The sequence below is a fragment of the Streptomyces pyxinae genome, assembly GCF_024756275.1.
GTDB classification, from domain to species: Bacteria; Actinomycetota; Actinomycetes; order Streptomycetales; family Streptomycetaceae; genus Streptomyces; species Streptomyces pyxinae.
The window spans coordinates 92,074-113,120 of sequence record NZ_JANUGQ010000014.1 but is presented as its reverse complement, the minus strand read 5'-3'; the positions used below and the strand labels follow the sequence as shown (position 1 = coordinate 113,120).

Sequence of the window (21,047 nt, the reverse complement as noted above, 5' to 3'; positions counted from 1 at the left end):
AATGAGGCATTCCCCTTGCCTCTTTGTCATAAGGTAAGGCTAACCTTAACCTCCGCACACGGGTTCGTGGCGGCCGAAAGGCCATCATCCACCCGTGTCGCCTCATGTCCCAGTGAAACCCGGAGTCCTCGATGACCCTGTCCCGTCCCCACCTCTTCGCGCCGCGCCGTGCGGCTCAGGCCGTCGCCGTCCTCGGCGCGGCCGCCGTACTGCTCACCGGCTGTGGTTCGGACTCCGGCTCCGACAAGTCCAAGGACACGTCGGCCAAGGACAAGGCGCCCGCCGCCTCCGCCCCGCGCACCGTCAAGGACGCCACCGGCAAGGCGGTCGAGGTCCCGGCCAACCCGCAGCGCATCGTCACCCTGACCCAGGAGGACCTGGACGCGGTGCTGGCGCTCGGCCTGAAGCCGGTCGGCATCACCAACGGCCAGGGCCTGGACAAGCCGCCGGCCTACCTGGCCGACAAGGTCAAGGGCATCGACGTGGTCGGCAACCTGCTCCAGCCGGTCATGGACAAGGTGGTCGCGGCCAAGCCCGACCTGATCCTCGCCGGCGACATGCAGGACGAGCAGGTCCTCAAGCAGCTCCGCGAGATCACCCCGGCCACCCTGGTCACCATGGCGCCGACCGACGACTGGAAGCTGACCCTCCGGGGCATCGGCAACGCCGTCAACAAGCTGGACGCGGCCAACAAGGTCATCGCCGACCATGAGACGGCGGCCAAGGCCGAGGGCGCCAAGCTGGGCGCCGACAAGGGCGCCGAGGTCTCCATCGTCCGCTGGAACCCGGACGGCCCGAGCTGGATGGAGAACAAGCAGTTCGCCAGCGGCGTCGCCCTGGAGATGGGGCTGAAGCGGCCCAAGGCGCAGAACAAGGACGGCAACGCCCACACCCCGTCGCTGAGCCTGGAGAAGATCAACGAGATCGACGGCGACTGGCTGTTCCTCTCGACTCTCACCTCCGATGGTGAGAAGGCGCTCAAGGACGTCCAGGCCAAGCCCGCCTACAAGGAGCTGGGCGCGGTGAAGAAGAACCACGCCGTCACGGTGGACGGTTCGGTCTGGTCGACCCGTGGCGGCCCGCTCGCGGCCGATGTGGTCATGAAGGACTTCGCCAAGGCGCTGGGCGCCTCCTCCTGACCGGAGCGGCGCCCCGGCGCGCGAGGCGGTGTACGGCGGGACCGGTGGATACCGGTGCGGCCGTGCACCGCCGTGCGGTGCGCCCGGCCCCGGACGCCCGGCGGGCTCCGGGGCCGTCGGAGCCGGAGCCGGAGCCGGAGCCGGTGCCGCAGTCGGTGTCCGAGCCGGTGTCGGTGCCGCCCGGGTCGCCGGGCGGCACCGGGGCGTCAGGCGGGATCCGCCGGGCCGGTCCGGCGGCCACGGGCGTACGCCAGGTCGGCGGCGGTCCAGGCCATCGCCACCGCCCCGTCCAGCAGGGCCCGCTCGGCCACTGGGGAGACCGCCGCTTCGGCGAACTCCGGCTCGTGCGGCCCGCAGGTGCCACCGCTGATGTCCAGCACCGGATGGATCGACGGCACCGCGTGCGAGACATTGCCCATGTCGGTGCAGGCGAACGGGGCCCGCTCCACCGGCTCCGGCCGGCCGAGCTCCCGGGCGTTGGCCGTCCAGAGCCGGATCAGCTCCGGGTCGCCCCGGAAGTCCAGGTAGTCGGGCTCCGGGCGCTCCAGCGTCACCTCGCAGCCGGTGGCCAGCGCGCCCGCGCGGAAGCACGCCTCCACCCGCTCCCGCAGCTCGCGCAGGTCCTCGGCGGCCAGCGCCCGGATCTCGTACTCGGCGGTGGCCCGGGCCGGAATGGCGTTGGGCGCGGTGCCCGCCTCGGTGGTGATGCCGTGCACCCGCCACTCCGGCGGCAGTTGCTGGCGCAGCAGCCCCAGCGCCACCTGGGCGACCGTCAGGGCGTCGGCGGCGTTGCGGCCCTCGTGCGGGTTGAGGCTCGGATGGGCGGACCGGCCGGTGTAGGTGATGGAGAGGGTGCCCAGGGCGAACGACCGGAAGTCGGACATCTCGAAGGGGCACGGGTGCACCATCATCGCCGCGTCCACCCCCTCGAAGGCGCCCGCCTCCAGCATCAGCGCCTTGCCGGCGCCCCGCTCCTCGGCGGGGGTGCCCAGCACCCGCACGGTGAGGCCGAGTTCGTCCGCGTACGGGGCGAGCCCCAGTGCGGCGCCGATCCCGGCGGCGGCGATCAGGTTGTGCCCGCAGGCGTGGCCGAGCCCGGGCAGGGCGTCGTACTCGCAGGCGATGGCCACCGTGAGCGGACCGCTGCCGGTGGTGGCGGCGAAGGCGGTGTCCAGGCCGTACGCGGGCGCGGTCACCGCGAACCCGGCGTCGCTCAGCGCCCCGGCGCACCAGGCGGCGGCCCGGTGCTCGGTGAAGGCCGTCTCCGGGTGGCCGTGGATGCGCCGGCTGAGGCCGGTCAGCGAGGCGCCGAGCCCCGCGATGTGCCGCTGGATCGCGGACTTGAGCTCGGGGTCCGCGCCGGGGGCGCGGTCGGGGGCGGGGGTGGTCATTGTCTCCTCATCGGGGGTGGTCGTCCTCGCCGGGGCGCCGCCCCCGGGCGGGAGCGGTGCCCCGGTGGGGGCGGTGCCGACGGGCCGGTCGGCGTCGGCGCAGCAAGCAAGATAACTTAGGCTTACCTAAGTGCGCACTGCCGGTGCGGTGCGGCGGGGGCCGTCATTCTCAGGGGAGTTGTCACACCATGCACCAGCGTCCGGACACGTTCGCTCTGCTCACCGCCCAGGCGGGCATCCGCTATGCCCAGCAGCTGGCTCCGGAGAGCACCGCGTACCACACCGCCGACGTGGTGGAGATCGACGGCCCGCTCGACCCGGAGCTGTTCGAGCGCGCGCTGACCCGCACCGTCGCCGAGGCCGACACCCTCCGGCTGCGCATCACCGAGCGGGACGGCGAACCGCGCCAGGAGATACGCCCCGTCCCGACCGCCCCGCTGCGCCGGCTCGACCTCCGGGACACCGGGGACCCGGTCGCCGGGGCCGAGGCGTGGATCGCGGACGACCTGGCCCGCCGCCCCGTCCTGGAGGCGGACGGCGGGCTGATGACCCAGGCGCTCATCCGGGTGGGGGAGGACCGCCACTGGTGGTACCAGCGGATCCACCACATCGCCGTGGACGCCTACGCCCTCCAGCTCATCGGGCAGCGGGTGGCCGAGCTCTACACCGCGTACGCCGCGCACGCCCCCGGCGGGGCCGCCGGTACGGACGGGGCCGCCGCCGGTACGGACGGGACCGCCGGTACCGGCGAGGACGCCGCGCCGGCCGGCCGGTTCGCCCCGCTCCGGGAGCTGGCCGAGGACGAGGCCCGCTATCTGACCGGCGAGCAGTACGCCACCGACCGGGCCTTCTGGGCCGGGCGCACCGCCGCCCTCCCGGCGCCCGCCACCCTCGCCACCCGGGAGGCCGCCCCGGCCCCCGGAGCCGGCACGTGCCCGGCCGCGGCCGCCGGAACCGCCCGTGCCGCCGGGTCCGCCGCGACCGGTGCGGGCGCCCTCGCCCCGGCCGGCGCCGCGCTGGTCAAGGACGGCGCCGAACTGTCCGCCGCCGCCATGGAGCGGCTCACCCGGGCCGCCGAGGCGGTCAAGGCCACCTGGGCCGAACTGCTCGTCGCCGCCACCGCCGGCCACCTGCACCGGGTCACCGGGGCCACCGAGGTGGTCCTCGGACTGCCGCTCACCAACCGGCGCGGCCAGGCCGCCCTGCGCACCCCCGCCATGACGGTGAACGTGCTGCCGCTGCGGATCGCCGTCCGCCCCCAGGACACCGGGGCCGACCTGCTCCGCCGGGTGGTCCTGGAGATCCGCGCCGTCCGCCGCCACCAGCGCTACCCGCAGGCCGACCTCCGCCGCGACCTCGGCATCCCCTCCGCCGCCGCCCCGCTCACCGGCCCGATGGTGAACATCAAGCCGTTCGGCGCCGACCTGGACTTCGCCGGGCTCACCGGCACCGTCCGCAATCTGGCCGCCGGCCCCGTCGAGGACCTCGCCGTGGGCGCCACGCCCACCGCCGGCGGCGGACTGCGGCTCACCCTGGACGCCGACCCCGGCCGCTACGACACCGCCGAACTCGCCGGTCACCGCGCCACCTTCCTGCACTATCTGGAGTCCCTCGCCGGGCTGCTGCTCACCGACCCGCAGCGCCCGATCGGCACCCTCGACCTGCTCCCCGCCGAGGAGGTCCACCGGGTCACCGCCGGGCGCGCCGAGCCGCCCGCCACCACCACCGTGCCCGCCGCCTTCGCCGCCCGGGCCGCCCGCACCCCGGACGCCACCGCGCTGCGCGCCGGCGACACCGCCCTGACCTTCGCGGAGCTGGAGACGGCGGCCAACCGGCTGGCCCGCGAGCTGACCGCCGCCGGGGTCGCCGCCGGCACCCCGGTCGCCCTCGCCCTGCCGCGCGGTCCCGAGATGATCGTCTCGCTGCTCGCCGTGCTGAAGTCCGGCGGCGTCTGCCAGCCGCTCGACCTGGGCCACCCGGCCGCCCGCACCCTCGCCGTCCTCGAGGACGCCCGCCCCGCCCTGGTGCTGGGCACCGCCGCCGCCCTGGCCGCGCTCCCCGACCACGGGCTGCCGGTGCTCACCCTGGACACCCCGGAGACCGCCGCCGCCCTCGCCGCGAGACCTGGCACCGCCCCGGACACCGCCCCCGCGCTCGGCGACGCGGCCTACATCATCCACACCTCCGGCTCCACCGGCCGGCCCAAGGGCGTCGTCGTCACCCACGCCTCCCTCGCCAACCTCTCCGCGGGGCACGCCACCGACCACATCGCGCCCGCCACCGAGCGCACCGGCCGCGACCGGCTCCGGGTCACCCACAGCGCCTCCTTCGCCTTCGACGCCTCCTGGGACCCGGTCCTCTGGATGGTCCACGGCCACGAACTCCACCTGCTGGACGACGCCACCTACCGCGACCCGGCCGCCCTCACCGCCTATGTCGACCGCCACCGCGTCGACTACCTGGACGTCACCCCCTCCTACGCCGAGGCGCTGCTCGCCGAGGGCCTGCTCGCCGAGGGCCGGCACCACCCCGCCGTGCTGGTGGTCGGCGGCGAGACCGTGCCCGCCCCGCTCTGGCGGCGGCTGGCCGGCCACCCCGGCCTCCACCCGGTCAACCTCTACGGGCCGACCGAGACCACCGTGGACGCGTACTACTGGACCGGCCCCGAGGCCACCGGCCACCCCGTCCGCGCCTCCCGCGCCTATGTCCTGGACACCTCGCTGCGGCCCGCCCCGGACGGCGTCCCCGGCGAGCTGTACATCGCCGGCGCCTGCCTCGCGCGCGGCTACCTGGGCCGCCCCGACCTGACCGCCGAGCGGTTCACCGCCGACCCGTTCGCCGCCGCGCACGGCGAGCCCGGCGGCCGGATGTACCGCACTGGCGACCTGGTGCGCCGCCGCGCCGACGGCTCGGTCGAATTCCTCGGCCGCACCGACGACCAGGTCAAGATCCGCGGCTTCCGGATCGAACTCGGAGAGATCCAGGCCGTCCTGGCCGGCCACCCCGCCGTCGACCGGGCCGCCGTCATCGCCCGGGACACCGCCCACGGCAAGCGCCTCCTCGCCTACGCCGTGCTCCGCGCGGACGCCGCCGCCGGGCCCGCCGCCCTCCGCGGCCACCTCGCCGCCGCGCTGCCCGAGCACATGGTCCCGGCCACCGTCACCCTTCTCCCCGAACTCCCGCGCACCGCCAACGACAAGCTCGACCACCGGGCACTGCCCGACCCCGAGCCGGAGACCGCCGCCGCGCCCGCCGAGACCGGCCCCGGCGACCCGCGCGCCGACATCATCCGGGGCCTCTTCGCGGACCTGCTCGGCCTGGACACCGACCCGGCGGCCGGGGCGGGCTTCTTCGACCTCGGCGGCCACTCCCTGCTGGCCGCCCGGCTCGCCGCCCGGATCCGGGAGACCTTCGCCACCACCACCGGCGTGGCGGACGTCTTCCGCAATCCCACCCCGGCCGCGCTCGCCGCCCTGGTCGCCGCCGAGCACCCGGACGACCTCCCGGCGCCCGGCGCGGACCTGCCGCTCGTCCCGGTGCCCCGCACCGAGCGGCTCCCCCTCTCCTCCGCCCAGCAGCGGCTGTGGTTCCTGCACCGGCTGGAGGGCCCCAGCCCCACCTACAACATCCCGCTCGTCCTCACCCTGGACGGCCCGGTCGACCATGACGCGCTCACCCTGGCGCTGCACGATCTGACCAGCCGCCACGAAACGCTCAGAACGGTATATCCCACCACCGACAACGGCCCCGAGGACCAGCCCCACCAGCGGATACTCGACCCGGCGCACCCGCTGGCCCGGCCCCGGCTGCACTTCGCCGCACCCGGCGACGGCCTCGCCGACGCGGTCCGCCACTGCTTCGACCTCGCCGCCGAACCGCCGCTGCGCGCCACCCTCTTCACCGAGGCCCCGGACCGGCACACCCTGCTCCTGCTGCTCCACCACATCGCCGGCGACGGCGCCTCCACCACCCCGCTCGCCAAGGACCTCGCCACCGCCTACACCGCGCGCCTCGCCGGCGGCCCGCCGCCGTTCGAGCCGCTGCCGGTGCAGTACGCCGACCACGCCGCCCGGCAGCGCCGGCTGCTCGGCACCGCCGCCGAACCCACCCCGTACGCCGCCGCGCAGCTCGCGTACTGGAAGGAGGCCCTGGCCGGCCTGCCCGACCAGCTGGAGCTGCCCACCGACCGGCCCCGCCCGGCGGTCGCCTCGTACACCGGCGACACCGTGCCCTTCGAGCTGACCCCCGAGGCCCACGCCGCCCTGGTCCGGCTCGCCCGGGCCACCGGCACCAGTGTCTTCATGACCGTCCAGGCCGGTCTGGCCACCCTGCTCACCCGGCACGGCTGCGGCACCGACATCCCGCTCGGCACCCCGGTCGCCGGCCGGGACGACGACACCACCGCCGGGCTCGTCGGCTTCTTCACCAACACCGTGGTGCTGCGCACCGACACCTCCGGCGACCCCGCCTTCCGCGAGCTGCTGCGCCGGGTGCGCACCGCGACCCTGGCCGCCTACGAGCACGACGCGCTGCCCTTCGACCACCTGGTGGAGGGCGTCAACCCGCCGCGCTCCCTCGCCCGCCACCCGCTCTTCCAGACCATGCTGGCCTGGCAGTCCGTCCCGGACACCGCGTTCTCCCTCGGCCCGGACACCCGGGCGAGGCTGGGCGCCGTCCCGTCCGGCACCGCGAAGTTCGACCTCACCCTCAACGCCGGCGAGCTGCCCGGCGGCGGGATCGGCGGCTTCCTGGAGTTCCGTACCGACCTCTTCGACCGCTCCACCGCCCAGGCGCTCGCGGACCGCCTCGCCCGGCTGCTCACCGCCGCCGCCGAGGCCCCCGACACCCCCCTCGGCCTGCTGCCGCTGCTCGGCGCGGACGAGCGCCGCCGCGCCCTGGTCGACGGCAACCTCCGGCCCCGCCCGGTGACCCCGGCGACCGCCGAGACCGCGGAGACGCCGGCGAGCCGCGCCACGCTGGCCGAGGTCTACGAGACGGCCGCCGCCCGCCACCCCGGCCGCGTCGCCGTCAGCCACGAGGGCGAGACCCTGACGTACGCGGAACTCTCCGCCCGCGCCCACCGGCTGGCCCGGCTGCTCGCCGCCCGGGACATCGGCCCCGGCTCCGTCGTGGCGCTCGCCCTGCCCCGCTCCGCCGAGCTGGTCACCGGGCTGCTCGCGGTCTCCCTGGCCGGTGCCGCCTATCTGCCGCTCGACCCGGACTACCCGGCCGACCGGCTGGCGTACATGCTCGGGGACGCCCGGCCCGCCGCCGTGGTCACCGACACGGCCACCGCCTCCCGGCTCCCTGCCCACGAGCTGCCGCTGATCACCGTGGACGGCGACGCCGCCGACTCGTACGACCCCGCGCCGCTCGCCCAGAGCGACCGCACCCGGCCGCTCGCCCCGGACGACCCGGCGTACGTCATCTACACCTCGGGCTCCACCGGCCGGCCCAAGGGCGTCGTGGTCTCCCACCACAACGTCACCCGGCTGATGACCGCCACCGACCACTGGTTCGGCTTCGGCCCCGAGGACGCCTGGACCCTCTTCCACAGCTACGCCTTCGACTTCTCGGTCTGGGAGCTGTGGGGCGCGCTGCTCTACGGCGGCAAGGTCGTCGTCGTCCCGCACCTGGTCAGCCGCGACCCCCACGCCTTCCTGCGGCTGCTCGAAAGCGAGCGGGTCACCGTGCTCAACCAGACCCCGTCCGCCTTCTACCAGCTCGCCGCCGCCGACCGGGAGGACCCGGGCCGCGAACTCGCCCTGCGCTATGTCGTCTTCGGCGGCGAGGCACTGGAACTCGGCCGGCTGGACGACTGGTACGACCGGCACGCCGAGAACGCCCCGGTGCTGGTGAACATGTACGGCATCACCGAGACCACCGTCCATGTCACCTACTTCCCGCTGGACCGGACGACGGCGGCCGGCGCCACCTCCTCCACCATCGGCGTCAACATCCCCGACCTCCGGGTCTACGTCCTGGACGAACGGCTCCAGCCCGTCCCGCCGGGCGTCACCGGTGAGATGTACGTGGCGGGCGAGGGCCTGGCCCTCGGCTACCTGGGCCGCCCCGACCTCACCGCCACCCGCTTCGTGGCCGACCCCTACGCCGCGCTCTTCGGCGAGAGCGGCACCCGGATGTACCGCTCCGGCGACCTCGCCCGGCGCCGCGCCGACGGCACCCTGGAGTACTTCGGCCGCGCCGACCACCAGGTGAAGATCCGGGGCTTCCGGATCGAACTCGGGGAGATCGAGGCCGCCCTGGCCGCGCACCCCGGGGTCGCGGACGCCGCCGTGGTGGTCCGCGAGGACACCCCCGGCGACAAGCGGCTGGTCGGGTACGCCGTGCCCGCCACCGGCCGGGAACACACCCTCACCCCGGCCGAACTGCGCGAGCACACCGGCCGCGACCTGCCCGTCCACATGGTGCCCTCCGCCGTGGTGGTGCTGGACCGGCTGCCGCTCACCAGCAACGGCAAGCTCGACCGCAAGGCGCTGCCCGCCCCCGACCGCCCGGCCGGCAAGACCGGCGGCCGCGCCCCGCGCACCCCGCGCGAGGAGCAGCTCTGCGCCATCTTCGCCGAGGTGCTGGGGCTGGCGAAGGTCGGCGTGGAGGACAACTTCTTCGACCTGGGCGGCCATTCGCTGCTCGCCGTGCGGCTCGCCGCCCGGGTCCGGGACGCGCTCGGCACCGAGGTCTCCATCGGCACCGTCTTCCAGTCCCCGACCGTCGCCGCGCTCGACGCGAGCCTGGACACCGACCGCGCGGACGACCCGCTGGACGTGCTGCTGCCGCTGCGCCCCGCCCGCCCCGGCGACCGCGCCCCGCTGCACTGCGTCCACCCGGCCGGCGGACTGAGCTGGTGCTACGCGGGCCTGATCCGCCACATGCCGGCCGATGTGCCGATCTACGGCCTCCAGGCCCAGGGCGTCGGCGCCGCCACCGCCGGGCAGCCGCTGCCCGCCACCCTGGAGGAGCTGGCCGCCCACTACGCGGGCCGAATCCGCGAGGTCCAGCCGGCCGGACCGTACCGGCTGCTCGGCTGGTCCACCGGCGGCATCATCGCCCAGGCGGTCGCCACCCACCTCCAGGACGAGGGCCAGGAGGTCGAGCTGCTCGCGATCCTCGACGCCTACCCCGCCGAGGGCTTCCGCGACCTGCCCGTCCCGGACCACGCCGAGGCGATGGAGTCCCTGCTCACCATGGGCGGTTACGGCCCCGAGAGCCTGGAGGGCAAGGCCCTGACCACGGCCAACGTGGTGGAGGTGCTCCAGCGCGAGGGCAGCCCGCTCGCCGCCCTGGAGACCGGCACCATCGAGGCGCTGGGCGACATCTACCTCCATGTCAACGATCTGGTGCGGAACTTCGACCACCGGGTCTTCCGGGGCGATGTGCTGTTCTTCCGGGCCACCGTCGACACCATCGACGACACCCTCACCCCCGACACCTGGACCCCCTACGCGACCGGGCGGATCGACAACACGAACGTCGCCTGCTCGCACAAGGACATGACCCTGCCCGAGCCGATCGCGCACATCGCCCGCGTGGTCGCCGACCGACTGACCGAGCTGGAGAAGTGAACCCGATGGCCGCCCACAGCGACGCCCCCGTCAACCCCTTCGACGCGGACGGGGAGTTCGCACAGTTCCTGGTGCTGACCAACGAGGCCGGACAGCACTCCCTCTGGCCCTCCTTCGCGGACGTGCCGGAGGACTGGACCGCCGTCCACGGCCCCTGCGGCCGCCAGGAGGCGCTGGACCGGATCACCGCCTCGGCGCCGGAGCTGCTGGCCCGGTGAGCGGACTCCTGCCCCTGCCCCGTATCCGGCCACGGATCGCCGTCGTCCTGGTCTATCTGGCCGCGATGTGCATGAACGGCCTGGACTCGACCATCGTCAACCCGGCGCTGTTCACCATCGCGGGCGACTTCGGACAGCCCGTCTCGGCGGCCAACACCGTCGAGACGGCCTTCCTGGTCGCCCTGGCGCTGACCCTGCCGGTGGCCGGCTGGCTGGGCGACCGGTACGGCACCAAGCGGATCTTCCTGGGCTCGCTCGCCGTCTTCACCGCCGCCTCGGCGGTCTGCGGGCTCGCTCCGGACCTCGCCACCCTGGTCGTCGCGCGCGGCGTCCAGGGCCTGGCGGGCGGACTGCTCACCCCGGTCGGGATGACGCTGCTGTTCCGCGCCTTCGCCCCGCACGAGCGGGTGCGGCTCTCCAAGGTGCTGATCGTGCCGACCGCCCTGATGCCGGCGCTCGGCCCGCCGCTCGGCGGCTTCCTCACCGAACACCTCTCCTGGCACTGGCTGTTCTTCGTCAACGTCCCGGTCGGCGCCGCCGCCGTGCTGCTCGGCCTGCTCGGGCTGCGCGAGCATGTCGAGGGCACCGGGGGGCCGTTCGACCGGACCGGCTTCCTGCTGGCCACCCCCGCCCTCGGACTGCTCACCTACGCGCTGGGCTTCGGCCCCTCGCGGGGCTGGACCAGCCCGGCCGTGGCCGCCTGCGCGGTGCTGGGCACCGGACTGCTGGTCGCCACCGCCGTCCACCAGTGGCGGGCGCCCGAACCGCTGCTCCGCCTCCGGCTGCTGGCCGACCGCGCCTACGGCACCGCCTCGGTGCTGGCCGTGCTCACCGCCGCCGGGCTGATGGGTGTGCTCTTCGCCGTCCCGCTGCTCTTCCAGGCCGCGCTGGGCGCCTCCGCCCTGGACGCCGGGCTGAGCGTCTTCCCGGAGGCGATCGGGCTGATGCTCGCCTCCCAGGTGGTGGACCGGCTGCTGCCGCGCGTCGGCCCCCGGTGGCTGGTGGCGCCCGCGCTGCTGCTGGCCGGCGTGGTCTTCGCCGCGCTGGCCGTGCCGGGAGTGGCGGAGAACGCCTGGTGCGTCCGGGGGCTGATGTTCCTGATCGGCCTGGTCCTCGGCACGGCCGTACTCACCGTGCAGCTGGCCGGGTTCGAGGACGTCGCCCCGCCGGACATGGGCCATGCCATGGGTCTGTTCCAGATCACCCGGACCCTCGGCGGTGCCCTCGGCATCGCCGTCTGCGCCGGGGTGATCGGCGGCGGCGCCCACGGCCCGGGCGCCGCGGGACCGGGGCCGTACCGGCTCGCGGTGTGGGTGACGGCCGGATTGGTCGTGCTGGGCGCCCTCGCCGCGCTCCGGCTGCCCAAGGAGCCGCCCCAGCCACCGCCGTTCGGCGACGACGGCCCGCCCCCGGCGGGCGGTGCCACGGAGAACCCGGCGGGGACGCCGGCGGCGGCCTGAACGGCCCGCCGGAAAGACCACGGCCGGGGGCCGGCGCGACGCGCACCGGCCCCCGGCCGTGGTGGCTGACACGGTCCGGAACGGGTACCGGAAGTACTCGTGAAGTGGTGGGCGGTGGGCGGCTCCTCACCCGTTTCCCGTCATGCGTCCGGGGAGACGACGCCTCGCAGGCTTTGCGGCACGGGGTAGGCGCGCTCCGGGGGAAACAGCCGGTGCGCCTGGGCTGCGTGCCCGGTCCGCGTCAGCGCCGAGGCCTTGCGGACCTGCGGGGTGAGGTCGGTGAGACCGACGATCCAGTCGTCGGTGAACGCGCGGATCAGGTGGCGGCCGATGCCGACCTGGATGCTGTAGTGGTTCAGTGCCGCTCCGCGCGGCGAGCGTTCCGGGTCCCACTGGACATGGACGGCCGCCCCGGCCACCGCCGCCGGACCGGCGGTCGTCAGCACGGCCCGGGACAGGGCCTCCTCCCAGCTCTCCCGAGTGATCCGCACCGCGAGAACACGCTCCTGGCCCGGCTTGCGGGCCCAGTTGCTGCGGTGCATCAGCCACCTGAACGACGGCTTGATCCACGTCATCCGGTGGAACGAGAACGGCGCGACGAAGCGGCCCGCCCGCAGTGCCGCGTCAGCGATGGCAGGCGAGTACGCCTGATAGACCACGATCGTGCGAGCGTCGAAGTCGGCATGGATCTGATACGGGGGCGTCATGCGCCGCACCCTGCCATCCGGTCCGCCGGCGCGGCGAGCCGATTTCGCCGCACCGCCCCCGGAACGCGCCGCGCAGCGGACGGCGTGCTTGTCGCCGCGTGTGGCGGACGGCCCGGTGTCTCCCGAGGTGGTCGACGGCGCACCCGACCGCGAGCCTCGTGGTCCCGCGGGCCGGACTCCGGCGGGGCGGCCGCCGGGGACGGTCGCCGCGCAGCGGACGGCGTGCCCGGCCGGCCCTGTCCGGGGTGGTGCGGGGGCTCCCGAGGCGGTACGGCTCCCAGGGCGTATGGCCCGGCAGCCGTACGCCTCCGTCGCGCGTCCCCCCGGCGGCCGGCCGGCGGCGGTCAGCGGCCGGAGAGCAGCTCGGCCAGGCCGGAGGCGAGCCCGCCGCGCCAGCAGGCGTAGTCGTGGCCGCCGTTGAACTCCTCGTACGCCACCTGGTAGCCGCGCGCCCGCAGCACATTGCGGAGCCGGCGGTTCTCCGTGACCAGCATCCACTCCTGGGCGCCCACCTCCAGCTTCAGCCGGACCGGGCGGCGCTCCCCGGAGGCGTACTGCCGGGTCAGCCACTCGCTGCCGCGCTCGGTGTCGTCCGGCCACCAGAAGGACCCGGACTGGGAGAGGGCGAGCCCGAACCGGTCGGGCCGGTGGAAGGCGGCGAAGGCGGCGGTGAGGCCGCCCGCGCTCTGCCCGGCGATCGCGGTGCGGGCCGGGTCGAGCCCGGCGCCGTACTCCCGTGCCGCCCACGGCAGCAGGGTGTCGGCCAGCCAGTCCACGAAGGAGCCGTTGCAGGAGAGGTCGGCCATCCGGTCGTCCATGGTGTCCACCAGCAGTGCCACGGTGGGCGGCAGCGCGCCCTCGGCACCCAGGCTGTCGAAGGTGTCCCCGACGGAGAGCACCGGGCCCCACATCTCCCCGTCCATCAGCACCGCGACGGCGTACGGCCCCCGCTCGGGGTCGTGGCCGGCCGGCAGTCGGACCGTCACGCCCCGGCCGTCCAGGACGGTACGGACCGAGGCGCCGCGCGGGATGCCGGGGCGGCGGCCGGCGTGCGGCTGCTCCGGGGCGTCCGGCAGGGCCAGCACCGAGGCCGGGTGGCGGCCGTCCCGGGAGGGGAGGGGGAGGCCCCGGTTGAGCGGGTCGGGCACCGCCCGGTCGAGCACCGAGCGCCAGGCGGGCCGGTCGGTGCGCAGCAGTTCCTCGCGGCGGCCGTGGCCGGGGAGGAACTGGTACGAGGCGCGATGGTCGGCGCGCAACCGGTGGCTGATCGCCCAGACGGAGGTGCCGTCGAGCCGGGTCATCAGGTGCGGCGTCAGGTCGCCGGCGTGGCGGTCCCGGTCGGTCACCGTGTGGACCAGGGCCAGCACGTCGTCGGCCGGGTGCGCGGGGTCGTCCCGCCAGACCAGGGTGACCAGCCGGTGGCCGGGGTCGCCCTCCGGATCGGGCTCCACCAGCGGGGTGCCGGACGCCTCGGCGCGGAGCCAGAACTCCTCCTCGGCGCCGGGGACTCCGGCCCGGACACCGGCGGCGAGGGTGCGCAGCAGGGGACTGCGGACAGGGGACACGGTGGGACTGCCTTTCGGGAGGGATCCGGGAATCCCGGGATCGGGGATCCGGGGATCCGGGGACGGGGGGTCCGGGGGACGATGGCGGGGAAGCGGCGCGGGTGGGCGGCCGGGGAGGGCCGAGCGGACCGGAGCGGGTGCCGGGGCGTCCCGCCACGCGGCCCGGAGGGGCGGGGCCGGCGGCGGGTACGGGCCCGGCCGGCGGACGGGTGTACGGGCCTCCCGGCCGGCGGACGGCCGGCACCCGTGCGGGGGACGGCCGGCGGACGGTCCGGCCGGCGCACGTGCGGCGGACGGTACGGCCCGGTCGGCCGCCGGGTCAGACGCGGGTGGCGGCGGACCGGCCGAGCAGCACCCAGAGCAGGAACGGCCCCCCGAGCACGGTCGTCACCACGCCCACCGGCAGTTCGGAGCCGTCGAAGGCGATCCGGCCCACCGTGTCGGCGGCCACCACCAGCACCGCGCCGGTCAGCATGGAGCCGACCAGCGGCACCCGCAGCGGGCCCGCGAGCCGCGAGGCGATCACCGGCGAGGCGAGCGCCACGAAGCCGACCGGCCCGCAGATGCCGACCGCCAGGCCGGCGAGCGCCACGGCGAGCAGCATGCAGAGCGCCCGGGTCCGGCCGGGTCCCGAGCCGAGCGAGGCGGCGGTGGCGTCGTCGAAGCGGAGCACCGCCAGATGCCGGGCCACCGCGAGGGCGGCGGGGACCAGCACGGCCAGCCCGAGCAGCACCGGCACGGCCACCTCGTAGCTGCGGCCGTTGAGGCTGCCGGAGGTCCAGACGTACAGCGAGGAGGAGGAGTTGAGGGAGCGCCGGGAGAGCACCACCTGGGTCACCGCCGAGGCGAGCGCCGACATGGCGAGGCCGACCACCAGCACCCGGTAGCCGCGCTGTCCCAGCCCGCCGGAGACGGCCGTCACGATCAGCACGGCGGCCAGCGCGCCCAGCGGTCCGGCCCACCAGGCGCCGAAGGTGCCGGAGGCGCTGAGCGTCACGGAGAGCAGCACGGCCGCGGTGGCGCCGTCGTTGACGCCGAGCAGCTCGGGCGTGGCGAGCCGGTTGCGGGCCAGGGTCTGGGTGAGGCAGCCGGCCAGGCCGAGCGCGGCGCCCGCGGTGAGCCCGGCGACGATCCGGCCCAGCCGGAACTTCTGCACCAGCAGCACGTCGAAGCGGTCGCCCTGCCCGAAGACGGCCCGGAAGGTGCGGCCCACGCCCATCTCGCTCTGGCCCGCGTAGGCCGAGAGGACCACGGCGGCGAGCAGCAGCGCGGCGAGCAGCAGCGCGGCCAGGGTGGCCCGGCGGGCGACCAGCAGCGAGACCGGGCCCCGCCGGAGCACGAAGGTGTCGGCGGGGCGCCGGAGTTGCTCCCGGTGCCCTCCGCGCAGCTTGGCGGGGAGGGACGGCAGCACCCGGCGGACCCGGCCGGCCGGGCGCTCCTCGGTGGCGGGGTCGGTCATGCCCATCGCGGCGAGGTGCCGGGAGCGCACGATGCCGATCAGCACCGGGGCGCCGATCAGCGACACGATCACCGACACCGGCGCCTCGAACGGCCGGGAGACCACCCGGGCGGCGATGTCGGCCACCACCAGCACACCGGCGCCGATCAGCCCGGCGAGCACCACCCGGACGGCGAGCCGGGTGCCGGCCAGCGCCCGGGCCACGAAGCCGGCCAGCAGGCCCAGGAAGGAGATCGGCCCGGCGAGGGCGACGGCCGCGGCGGTGAGCAGGGTGACCCCGGCGGCGACCACGGTCCGGATGACCGGCGGCCGGTGGCCCAGGCTGCGGGCCAGGTCGTCCCCGAGCGCCAGCGCCGAGAGCGGACGGGTGACCAGCAGCGCGACCACGAAGCCGACCACCAGCACCGGCAGCAGCCGGCCCAGCTCTCCGTACCCCTCCACCCCGGCGAGCGAGCCCAGCACCCAGAAGCGGAACTTGTCGTAGGTCTCCGCCGAGTTGACCACGATGACGCTGGTGAGCCCGCCGAAGGTGGCGCCCAGCGCGGAGCCCGCGAGCACCAGCCGCATCGGCGAACCGCCGCCCTTGCGGCCCGCGATGAGCAGCACCAGGCCGCTGGCCACCACCGCGCCGGTGAAGGCGCAGACCAGATAGGCGTATCCGGAGTCGAGGCCGAGGAGGGCGATCCCGGCGACGACGCCGAGCGAGGCGCCCGCGTTGACGCCCAGCAGGCCGGTCTCCGCGAGCGGGTTGCGGGTCACCGCCTGGAGGAGACAGCCGGCGACGCCCAGGGCGGCGCCGACGAGCAGACCGGTGAGGGTCCGGGGCATCCGGAGGTCCCCGACGACGAGCGAGAGCCGGGCGTCGCCCCGGGCACCGCCCCGGTCGAGCAGGTAGTCGAGCACGCCCCGGAAGCCGACCTCGCCCGCGCCGACGCCGAGCGAAATGGCCGAAAGCAGCACCACGGCGACCGTGAGACCCGCCACCGCGAGCACGGCGGTACGACGGGTGGGATCGGCGGGCCGGCGCACCCCGGTCCCCGGCTCCACCGGGCTCGGCGTCAAGTCTCTGCCGGAAGGGGACTCTTCGGGAGGTGCCTCGGTTATGCCCGTATGCTGCGTCTGCATAAGGTGAGGCTAGCCTAAGCGTTGGCCGGAGATGTATCCGGAGTCACGTCGGGCTAGGCGCCGGATTTGTATTAGGTTAGGGTTGCCTAACCAAAGGGGAGGTCGCTCATGCCTGAGCACATACCGGACGCACGTTCCGGATTCACCGGCCGGGTGGCTCTGGTGACCGGCGCCGGACAGGGCATCGGAGCAGCCGTCGCGGAGGCGCTCGCCGCCGAGGGGGCCCATGTCGTGGCCGCCGACCGGACACCGGCGGGGGTCGGGAGACTGGCCGCCGAATGGCGTGAACTCGCCGCCAAGGACGGCTCCGACGCACCGCGCACCGGCACCGTCACCGCCCTCGCCCTGGACGTCACCGACCGCTCCGCCGTCGAGGCGGCCGTCGAGCGGATCGAACGCGACCACGGGCCGGTCGAGATCCTGGTCAATGTCGCCGGCATCCTCCGCCCCGGCGCCGCCGCCGAGATCACCGACACGGACTGGGCCGACACCTTCGCCGTGAACACCACCGGCGTCCTGCACACCGCCCGCGCCGTCGCCCCCCGGATGGCCGCGCGCGGCCGGGGCTCCGTCGTCACCGTCGGCTCCAACGCCGCCGGTGTCCCGCGCACCGGCATGGCCGCCTACGCCGCCTCCAAGGCCGCCGCCGCGATGTACACCAAGTGCCTGGGCCTCGAACTCGCCCGCACCGGCGTCCGCTGCAACATCGTGGCCCCCGGCTCCACCGACACCGCGATGCAGCGCGCCCTGTGGACCGACGACGAGGCACCCCGCCGGGTCATCGAGGGCGACCCAGGGACCTACCGCACCGGCATCCCGCTCGGCCGCATCGCCGAACCCCGGGACATCGCCGAGGCCGTGGTCTTCCTCGCCTCCGACCGTGCCCGCCACATCACCATGCAGGAGCTCTACGTCGACGGCGGCGCGACCCTGCGCTGACCCTCCCCGACCACCGGCCACCCCGCACGACGGCCACCGGACCACCGGTCACCCCGCACGGCGGCCGACGGTCCGACCGCGCACCGCACCGCACACCGGTCCCGTACCGCACCGCACACCGGCACCGCACCACCCGCGGGCCCCGCACCGGCCCGCGTCCCGCACCTCACCCGCACCCCGTCACCCCACCCGGGTCCGTCTGCCGACGGGCCCGTCCGAGAAATGGAGTTCCCGTGTCGACGGCACCCGAAGTCGCCACGCACGTCCCGCTGGCCGAGCCGGCGCACCCCGCCGTTGGAGCCGCGACCTCGCTCCTGAGCGACTACACCCCAGGCGCTCGCTTCCTCGGTACGCCCACCAGGACCCTGCTCGCCCGCGGCGTCCACAGCGAAGTGCCGCACGACGAGAGACCCCTGCACCAGCGAGTGGCCGCCACCCTGGAGGCGGCCCGCGCCGCCGGCCACGGTGCCCCGGTCGTCGTCGGTGCCGTCCCGTTCGACCAGACCGCGGTGGCCGCCCTCGCCGTTCCGGCGACCCTGCGCAGCGCCCCGCCGCTCACCGCCGACCCGCTGATCGCGCTGCCCGCCGACCCGCCGGCCCCGGTCGAGTGGACCATCCGCCAGGTGCCCGAGCCCGAGGTGTACGGCGCCGGGGTGGCCGCCGCCGTCGACCGGATGTGGCGCGGCGAGTTCAGCAAGGTCGTGCTCGCCCGTACCCTGGAACTCGACGCCCCGGAGCCGCTGGACATACCCGCGATGCTCCAGCGCCTCGCCCGCCGCGACCCCTCCGGCTACACCTTCGCCCTGCCCACCGGTCCCGGCCGCACCCTGCTCGGCGCCAGCCCCGAACTGCTGGTCTCCCGGCGCGGCCGGCGCGTGGTCGCCAACCCGCTGGCCGGCTCCACCCCGCGCAGCGCCGACCTCGCCGAGGACGTCCGCCGGGCCGCCGCGCTGCTCCAGTCCGCCAAGGACCTCCACGAGCACGCCGTGGTGGTCGACTCGGTGCACCGGGCGCTCGCCCCCTACTGCGCCGACATGACGGTGCCGGCCACGCCCACGCTGATCCGCACCGCCACCATGTGGCACCTCTCGACCACCGTGACCGGCACCCTCGCGGTGCCGGACGCCTCCGCGCTGGAGCTGGCCTCCGCCCTCCACCCGACCCCGGCGGTCTGCGGCACGCCCACCGACATCGCCCGGCGGGTGATCCGGGAGACCGAGCCCTTCGACCGCGGCTTCTTCACCGGCATGATCGGCTGGGGCGACGCCTCCGGCGACGGCGAGTGGGTCGTCACCATCCGCTGCGCCGAGGCCGAGGAGAGGTCGCTGCGCCTCTACGCCGGCGCCGGTGTGGTCTCCGCCTCCGAGCCGGAGGCCGAGACCGCCGAGACCGCCGCCAAGTTCCGCACCTTCCTCAGCGCCGTCGGGGCCGAGCTGTGACCACGACCCATCCCGCGCCCGCCGGCCCGGAGCCCGCCCCGGGGACCGCGCGCGACGGCGCCACCGAGGCGGCGGACGACCGAGCCGTGCGCGACGGCGCCCCCGGAGGCGCGGACGACCGGGCCGCGGCGGACGGCGCCCGGGACGGCGACTGGGTGCCGTATCCGGCCGAGTTCGCCGAGCGCTACCGCGCCCGGGGCTACTGGCGCGGCGAGACCTTCGGCGCCATGCTCCGCGAACGCGCCGCCGCCCACCCGGACCGGATCGCCGTGGTGGACCCGGCGGACGACCGCCGCTGGACCTACGCCGGACTCGACCTGCGCGCCGACCGGCTGGCCGCCGGCCTGGTCGCCCGGGGCATCGGCAAGGGCGACCGGGTGGTCGTCCAACTGCCCAACATCGCCGAGTTCTTCGAGGTGATCTTCGCGCTCTTCCGGATCGGCGCCCTGCCGGTCTTCGCGCTGCCCGCGCACCGGGAGACCGAGATCCGCTACTTCTGCGAGTTCACCGGGGCCGCCGCCTATGTCGTCGCAGCCGAGCACGGCGGCTACGACTACCGCGAACTGGCCGCGAAGGTACGGGCGGAGGTGCCGACGCTCCGCCATGTCTTCGTCGCGGGCGGGGAGGCCGGTCCCTTCGAGGCGCTCTCCGACGTCCCGGACGAGCCCGTCGAACTGACCGGCCCCGAGCCGGGGGACCTGGCCTTCCTCCAGCTCTCCGGCGGCAGCACCGGGGTGCCCAAGCTCATCCCGCGCACCCATGACGACTACATCTACTCGCTCTGGGGCTCCAACGAGCTGTGCGGGGTGGACCAGGACAGCGTCTTCCTCTGCGCGCTGCCCGCCGCGCACAACTTCCCGCTCTCCTCGCCCGGTTCGCTGGGCGCGCTCTACGCGGGCGCCCGGGTCGTGCTCTGCCCCCAGCCCAGCCCCGAGGTCGCCTTCCCGCTCATCGAGCGGGAGCGGGTGACCCTCACCGGCCTGGTGCCCCCGCTGGCGCTGGTGTGGACCGAGGCCGCCGCCACCACCCCGTACGACCTCTCCAGCCTCGACGTCCTGCTGGTCGGCGGCGCCAAGTTCAGCGAGGAGGCCGCCCGGCGGGTGCGCCCGGCGCTCGGCTGCACCCTCCAGCAGGTCTTCGGGATGGCCGAGGGCCTGGTCAACTACACCCGGCTGGACGACCCCGAGGAGACCATCGTCTCCACCCAGGGGCGCCCCATCTCCCCGGACGACGAGATCCGGGTGGTGGACGACCACGACGAGGACGTGGCGCCCGGCGGGACCGGACACCTGCTCACCCGGGGTCCGTACACCATCCGCGGCTACTGGCGGGCGCCCGAGCACAACGCCCGCTCGTTCACCGCCGACGGCTTCTACCGCACCGGCGACATCGTCCGGCTCACCCCCACCGGCCACCTGGTGGTCGAGGGACGGGCCAAGGACCAGATCAACCGGGGCGGCGAGAAGATAGCCGCCGAGGAGGTGGAGAACCACATCCTGGCCCACCCCTCGGTCCACGACGCCAATGTCGTCGGCGAGCCCGACCCGTACCTCGGCGAGCGCACCTGCGCCTACGTCATCCTGCGGGCCGGTGCCGAGCCGCTGAAGCCGGTCGCCGTCAAGCGGTTCGTCCGTGAACGCGGGCTGGCCGCCTACAAGGTGCCCGACCGCGTCGAGTTCGTGGACGCCTTCCCGCAGACCGGCGTCGGCAAGGTCTCCAAGAAGGACCTGCGCGCGGGCGCCGCGGCCCCCGAGCCGCGCACCTGACCGCCGCGGCCCCGCACCAGCACCGCGGGGCCGCGGCTTCCGCGCCCGCACCGGCGGTCCGCACCGCGACCCCGGCCACGCCGCCCGTGGCCGGGGCAGCGGTACGCCCCCGGCCCGGCGGTACGCCCCCGGGCGCGCCCCCGGTCCGGCGGACCGCCCGCGCCCGGCCGGACACCGGACACCGGCGGCCGGACCACTGACACCTGTCAACACCTCTGATCAACGCCCCTGAACCCGCAACCCCTCAGCCCCTGAA

The 21,047-nt window shown here is 75.5% G+C and carries 11 protein-coding genes; 7 read left to right on the top strand and 4 right to left on the bottom strand.

The annotated features are described in order from the left end of the window. Positions 1-131: 131 nt before the first annotated feature. Positions 132-1,139, top strand: a complete 1,008-nt coding sequence (locus NX801_RS17780) for an ABC transporter substrate-binding protein (RefSeq protein WP_258788730.1) — start codon at positions 132-134, stop codon at positions 1,137-1,139. Positions 1,140-1,345: 206 nt separating this feature from the next. Here the strand turns inward: NX801_RS17780 and NX801_RS17775 are convergent, their stop codons facing one another. Beyond that, positions 1,346-2,530: a M20 family metallopeptidase gene (locus NX801_RS17775; protein WP_258788729.1), complete on the bottom strand. Its 1,185-nt coding sequence runs from the start codon at positions 2,528-2,530 to the stop codon at positions 1,346-1,348. Between the two features lie 188 nt (positions 2,531-2,718). Here NX801_RS17775 and NX801_RS17770 point away from each other — a divergent pair, with 188 nt between their 5' ends. Genes NX801_RS17770 through NX801_RS17760 form a run of 3 tightly spaced genes read left to right on the top strand, consistent with a single transcriptional unit; the run spans position 2,719 to position 11,791 of the window. Beyond that, entirely contained in the window at positions 2,719-10,113 is a 7,395-nt protein-coding gene (locus NX801_RS17770; RefSeq protein WP_258788728.1) for an amino acid adenylation domain-containing protein, read from the top strand. Positions 10,114-10,118: 5 nt separating this feature from the next. Then, positions 10,119-10,331: an MbtH family protein gene (locus NX801_RS17765; protein ID WP_258788727.1), complete on the top strand. Its 213-nt coding sequence runs from the start codon at positions 10,119-10,121 to the stop codon at positions 10,329-10,331. Further along, positions 10,328-11,791, top strand: a complete 1,464-nt coding sequence (locus tag NX801_RS17760) for a DHA2 family efflux MFS transporter permease subunit (protein ID WP_258788726.1) — start codon at positions 10,328-10,330, stop codon at positions 11,789-11,791. The genes NX801_RS17765 and NX801_RS17760 overlap by 4 nt, the downstream gene beginning before the upstream one ends. A 140-nt stretch (positions 11,792-11,931) precedes the next feature. Here NX801_RS17760 and NX801_RS17755 read toward each other — a convergent pair whose 3' ends face one another. The 3 genes from NX801_RS17755 to fhuB form a co-directional block, all read right to left on the bottom strand. Continuing rightward, the gene (locus tag NX801_RS17755) at positions 11,932-12,498 is read right to left on the bottom strand and encodes a DUF4291 domain-containing protein (protein WP_258788725.1); all 567 of its coding nucleotides are present in this window, start codon (positions 12,496-12,498) and stop codon (positions 11,932-11,934) included. Between the two features lie 344 nt (positions 12,499-12,842). Further along, entirely contained in the window at positions 12,843-14,063 is a 1,221-nt protein-coding gene (gene fes / locus NX801_RS17750) for an enterochelin esterase (protein WP_258788724.1), read from the bottom strand. Positions 14,064-14,382: 319 nt separating this feature from the next. Then, a complete protein-coding gene (fhuB, locus tag NX801_RS17745) occupies positions 14,383-16,584 on the bottom strand; it encodes a Fe(3+)-hydroxamate ABC transporter permease FhuB (protein ID WP_428986173.1) in 2,202 nt (733 codons plus the stop codon). Between the two features lie 171 nt (positions 16,585-16,755). On the opposite strand from fhuB, the gene NX801_RS17740 reads away from it, so the two are divergent. The 3 genes from NX801_RS17740 (at position 16,756) to NX801_RS17730 (ending at position 20,791) form a co-directional block, all read left to right on the top strand. After that, positions 16,756-17,586, top strand: coding sequence for a 2,3-dihydro-2,3-dihydroxybenzoate dehydrogenase (locus tag NX801_RS17740; RefSeq protein ID WP_258788722.1), 831 nt, complete (start codon positions 16,756-16,758; stop codon positions 17,584-17,586). A 233-nt stretch (positions 17,587-17,819) separates the two neighbouring features. Continuing rightward, the gene (dhbC, locus tag NX801_RS17735) at positions 17,820-19,025 is read left to right on the top strand and encodes an isochorismate synthase DhbC (RefSeq protein WP_258788721.1); all 1,206 of its coding nucleotides are present in this window, start codon (positions 17,820-17,822) and stop codon (positions 19,023-19,025) included. A 155-nt stretch (positions 19,026-19,180) separates the two neighbouring features. Further along, entirely contained in the window at positions 19,181-20,791 is a 1,611-nt protein-coding gene (locus NX801_RS17730) for a (2,3-dihydroxybenzoyl)adenylate synthase (protein ID WP_258788804.1), read from the top strand. Positions 20,792-21,047: the final 256 nt, after the last annotated feature.

What these genes read in the sequence shown, in the direction of transcription:
- NX801_RS17780 (WP_258788730.1), top strand. Translation starts at nt 132, where the DNA reads ATGACCCTGTCCCGTCCCCACCTCTTCGCGCCGCGCCGTGCGGCTCAG.
- NX801_RS17775 (WP_258788729.1), bottom strand. Translation starts at nt 2,530, where the DNA reads ATGACCACCCCCGCCCCCGACCGCGCCCCCGGCGCGGACCCCGAGCTC.
- NX801_RS17770 (WP_258788728.1), top strand. Translation starts at nt 2,719, where the DNA reads ATGCACCAGCGTCCGGACACGTTCGCTCTGCTCACCGCCCAGGCGGGC.
- NX801_RS17765 (WP_258788727.1), top strand. Translation starts at nt 10,119, where the DNA reads ATGGCCGCCCACAGCGACGCCCCCGTCAACCCCTTCGACGCGGACGGG.
- NX801_RS17755 (WP_258788725.1), bottom strand. Translation starts at nt 12,498, where the DNA reads ATGACGCCCCCGTATCAGATCCATGCCGACTTCGACGCTCGCACGATC.
- NX801_RS17740 (WP_258788722.1), top strand. Translation starts at nt 16,756, where the DNA reads ATGCCTGAGCACATACCGGACGCACGTTCCGGATTCACCGGCCGGGTG.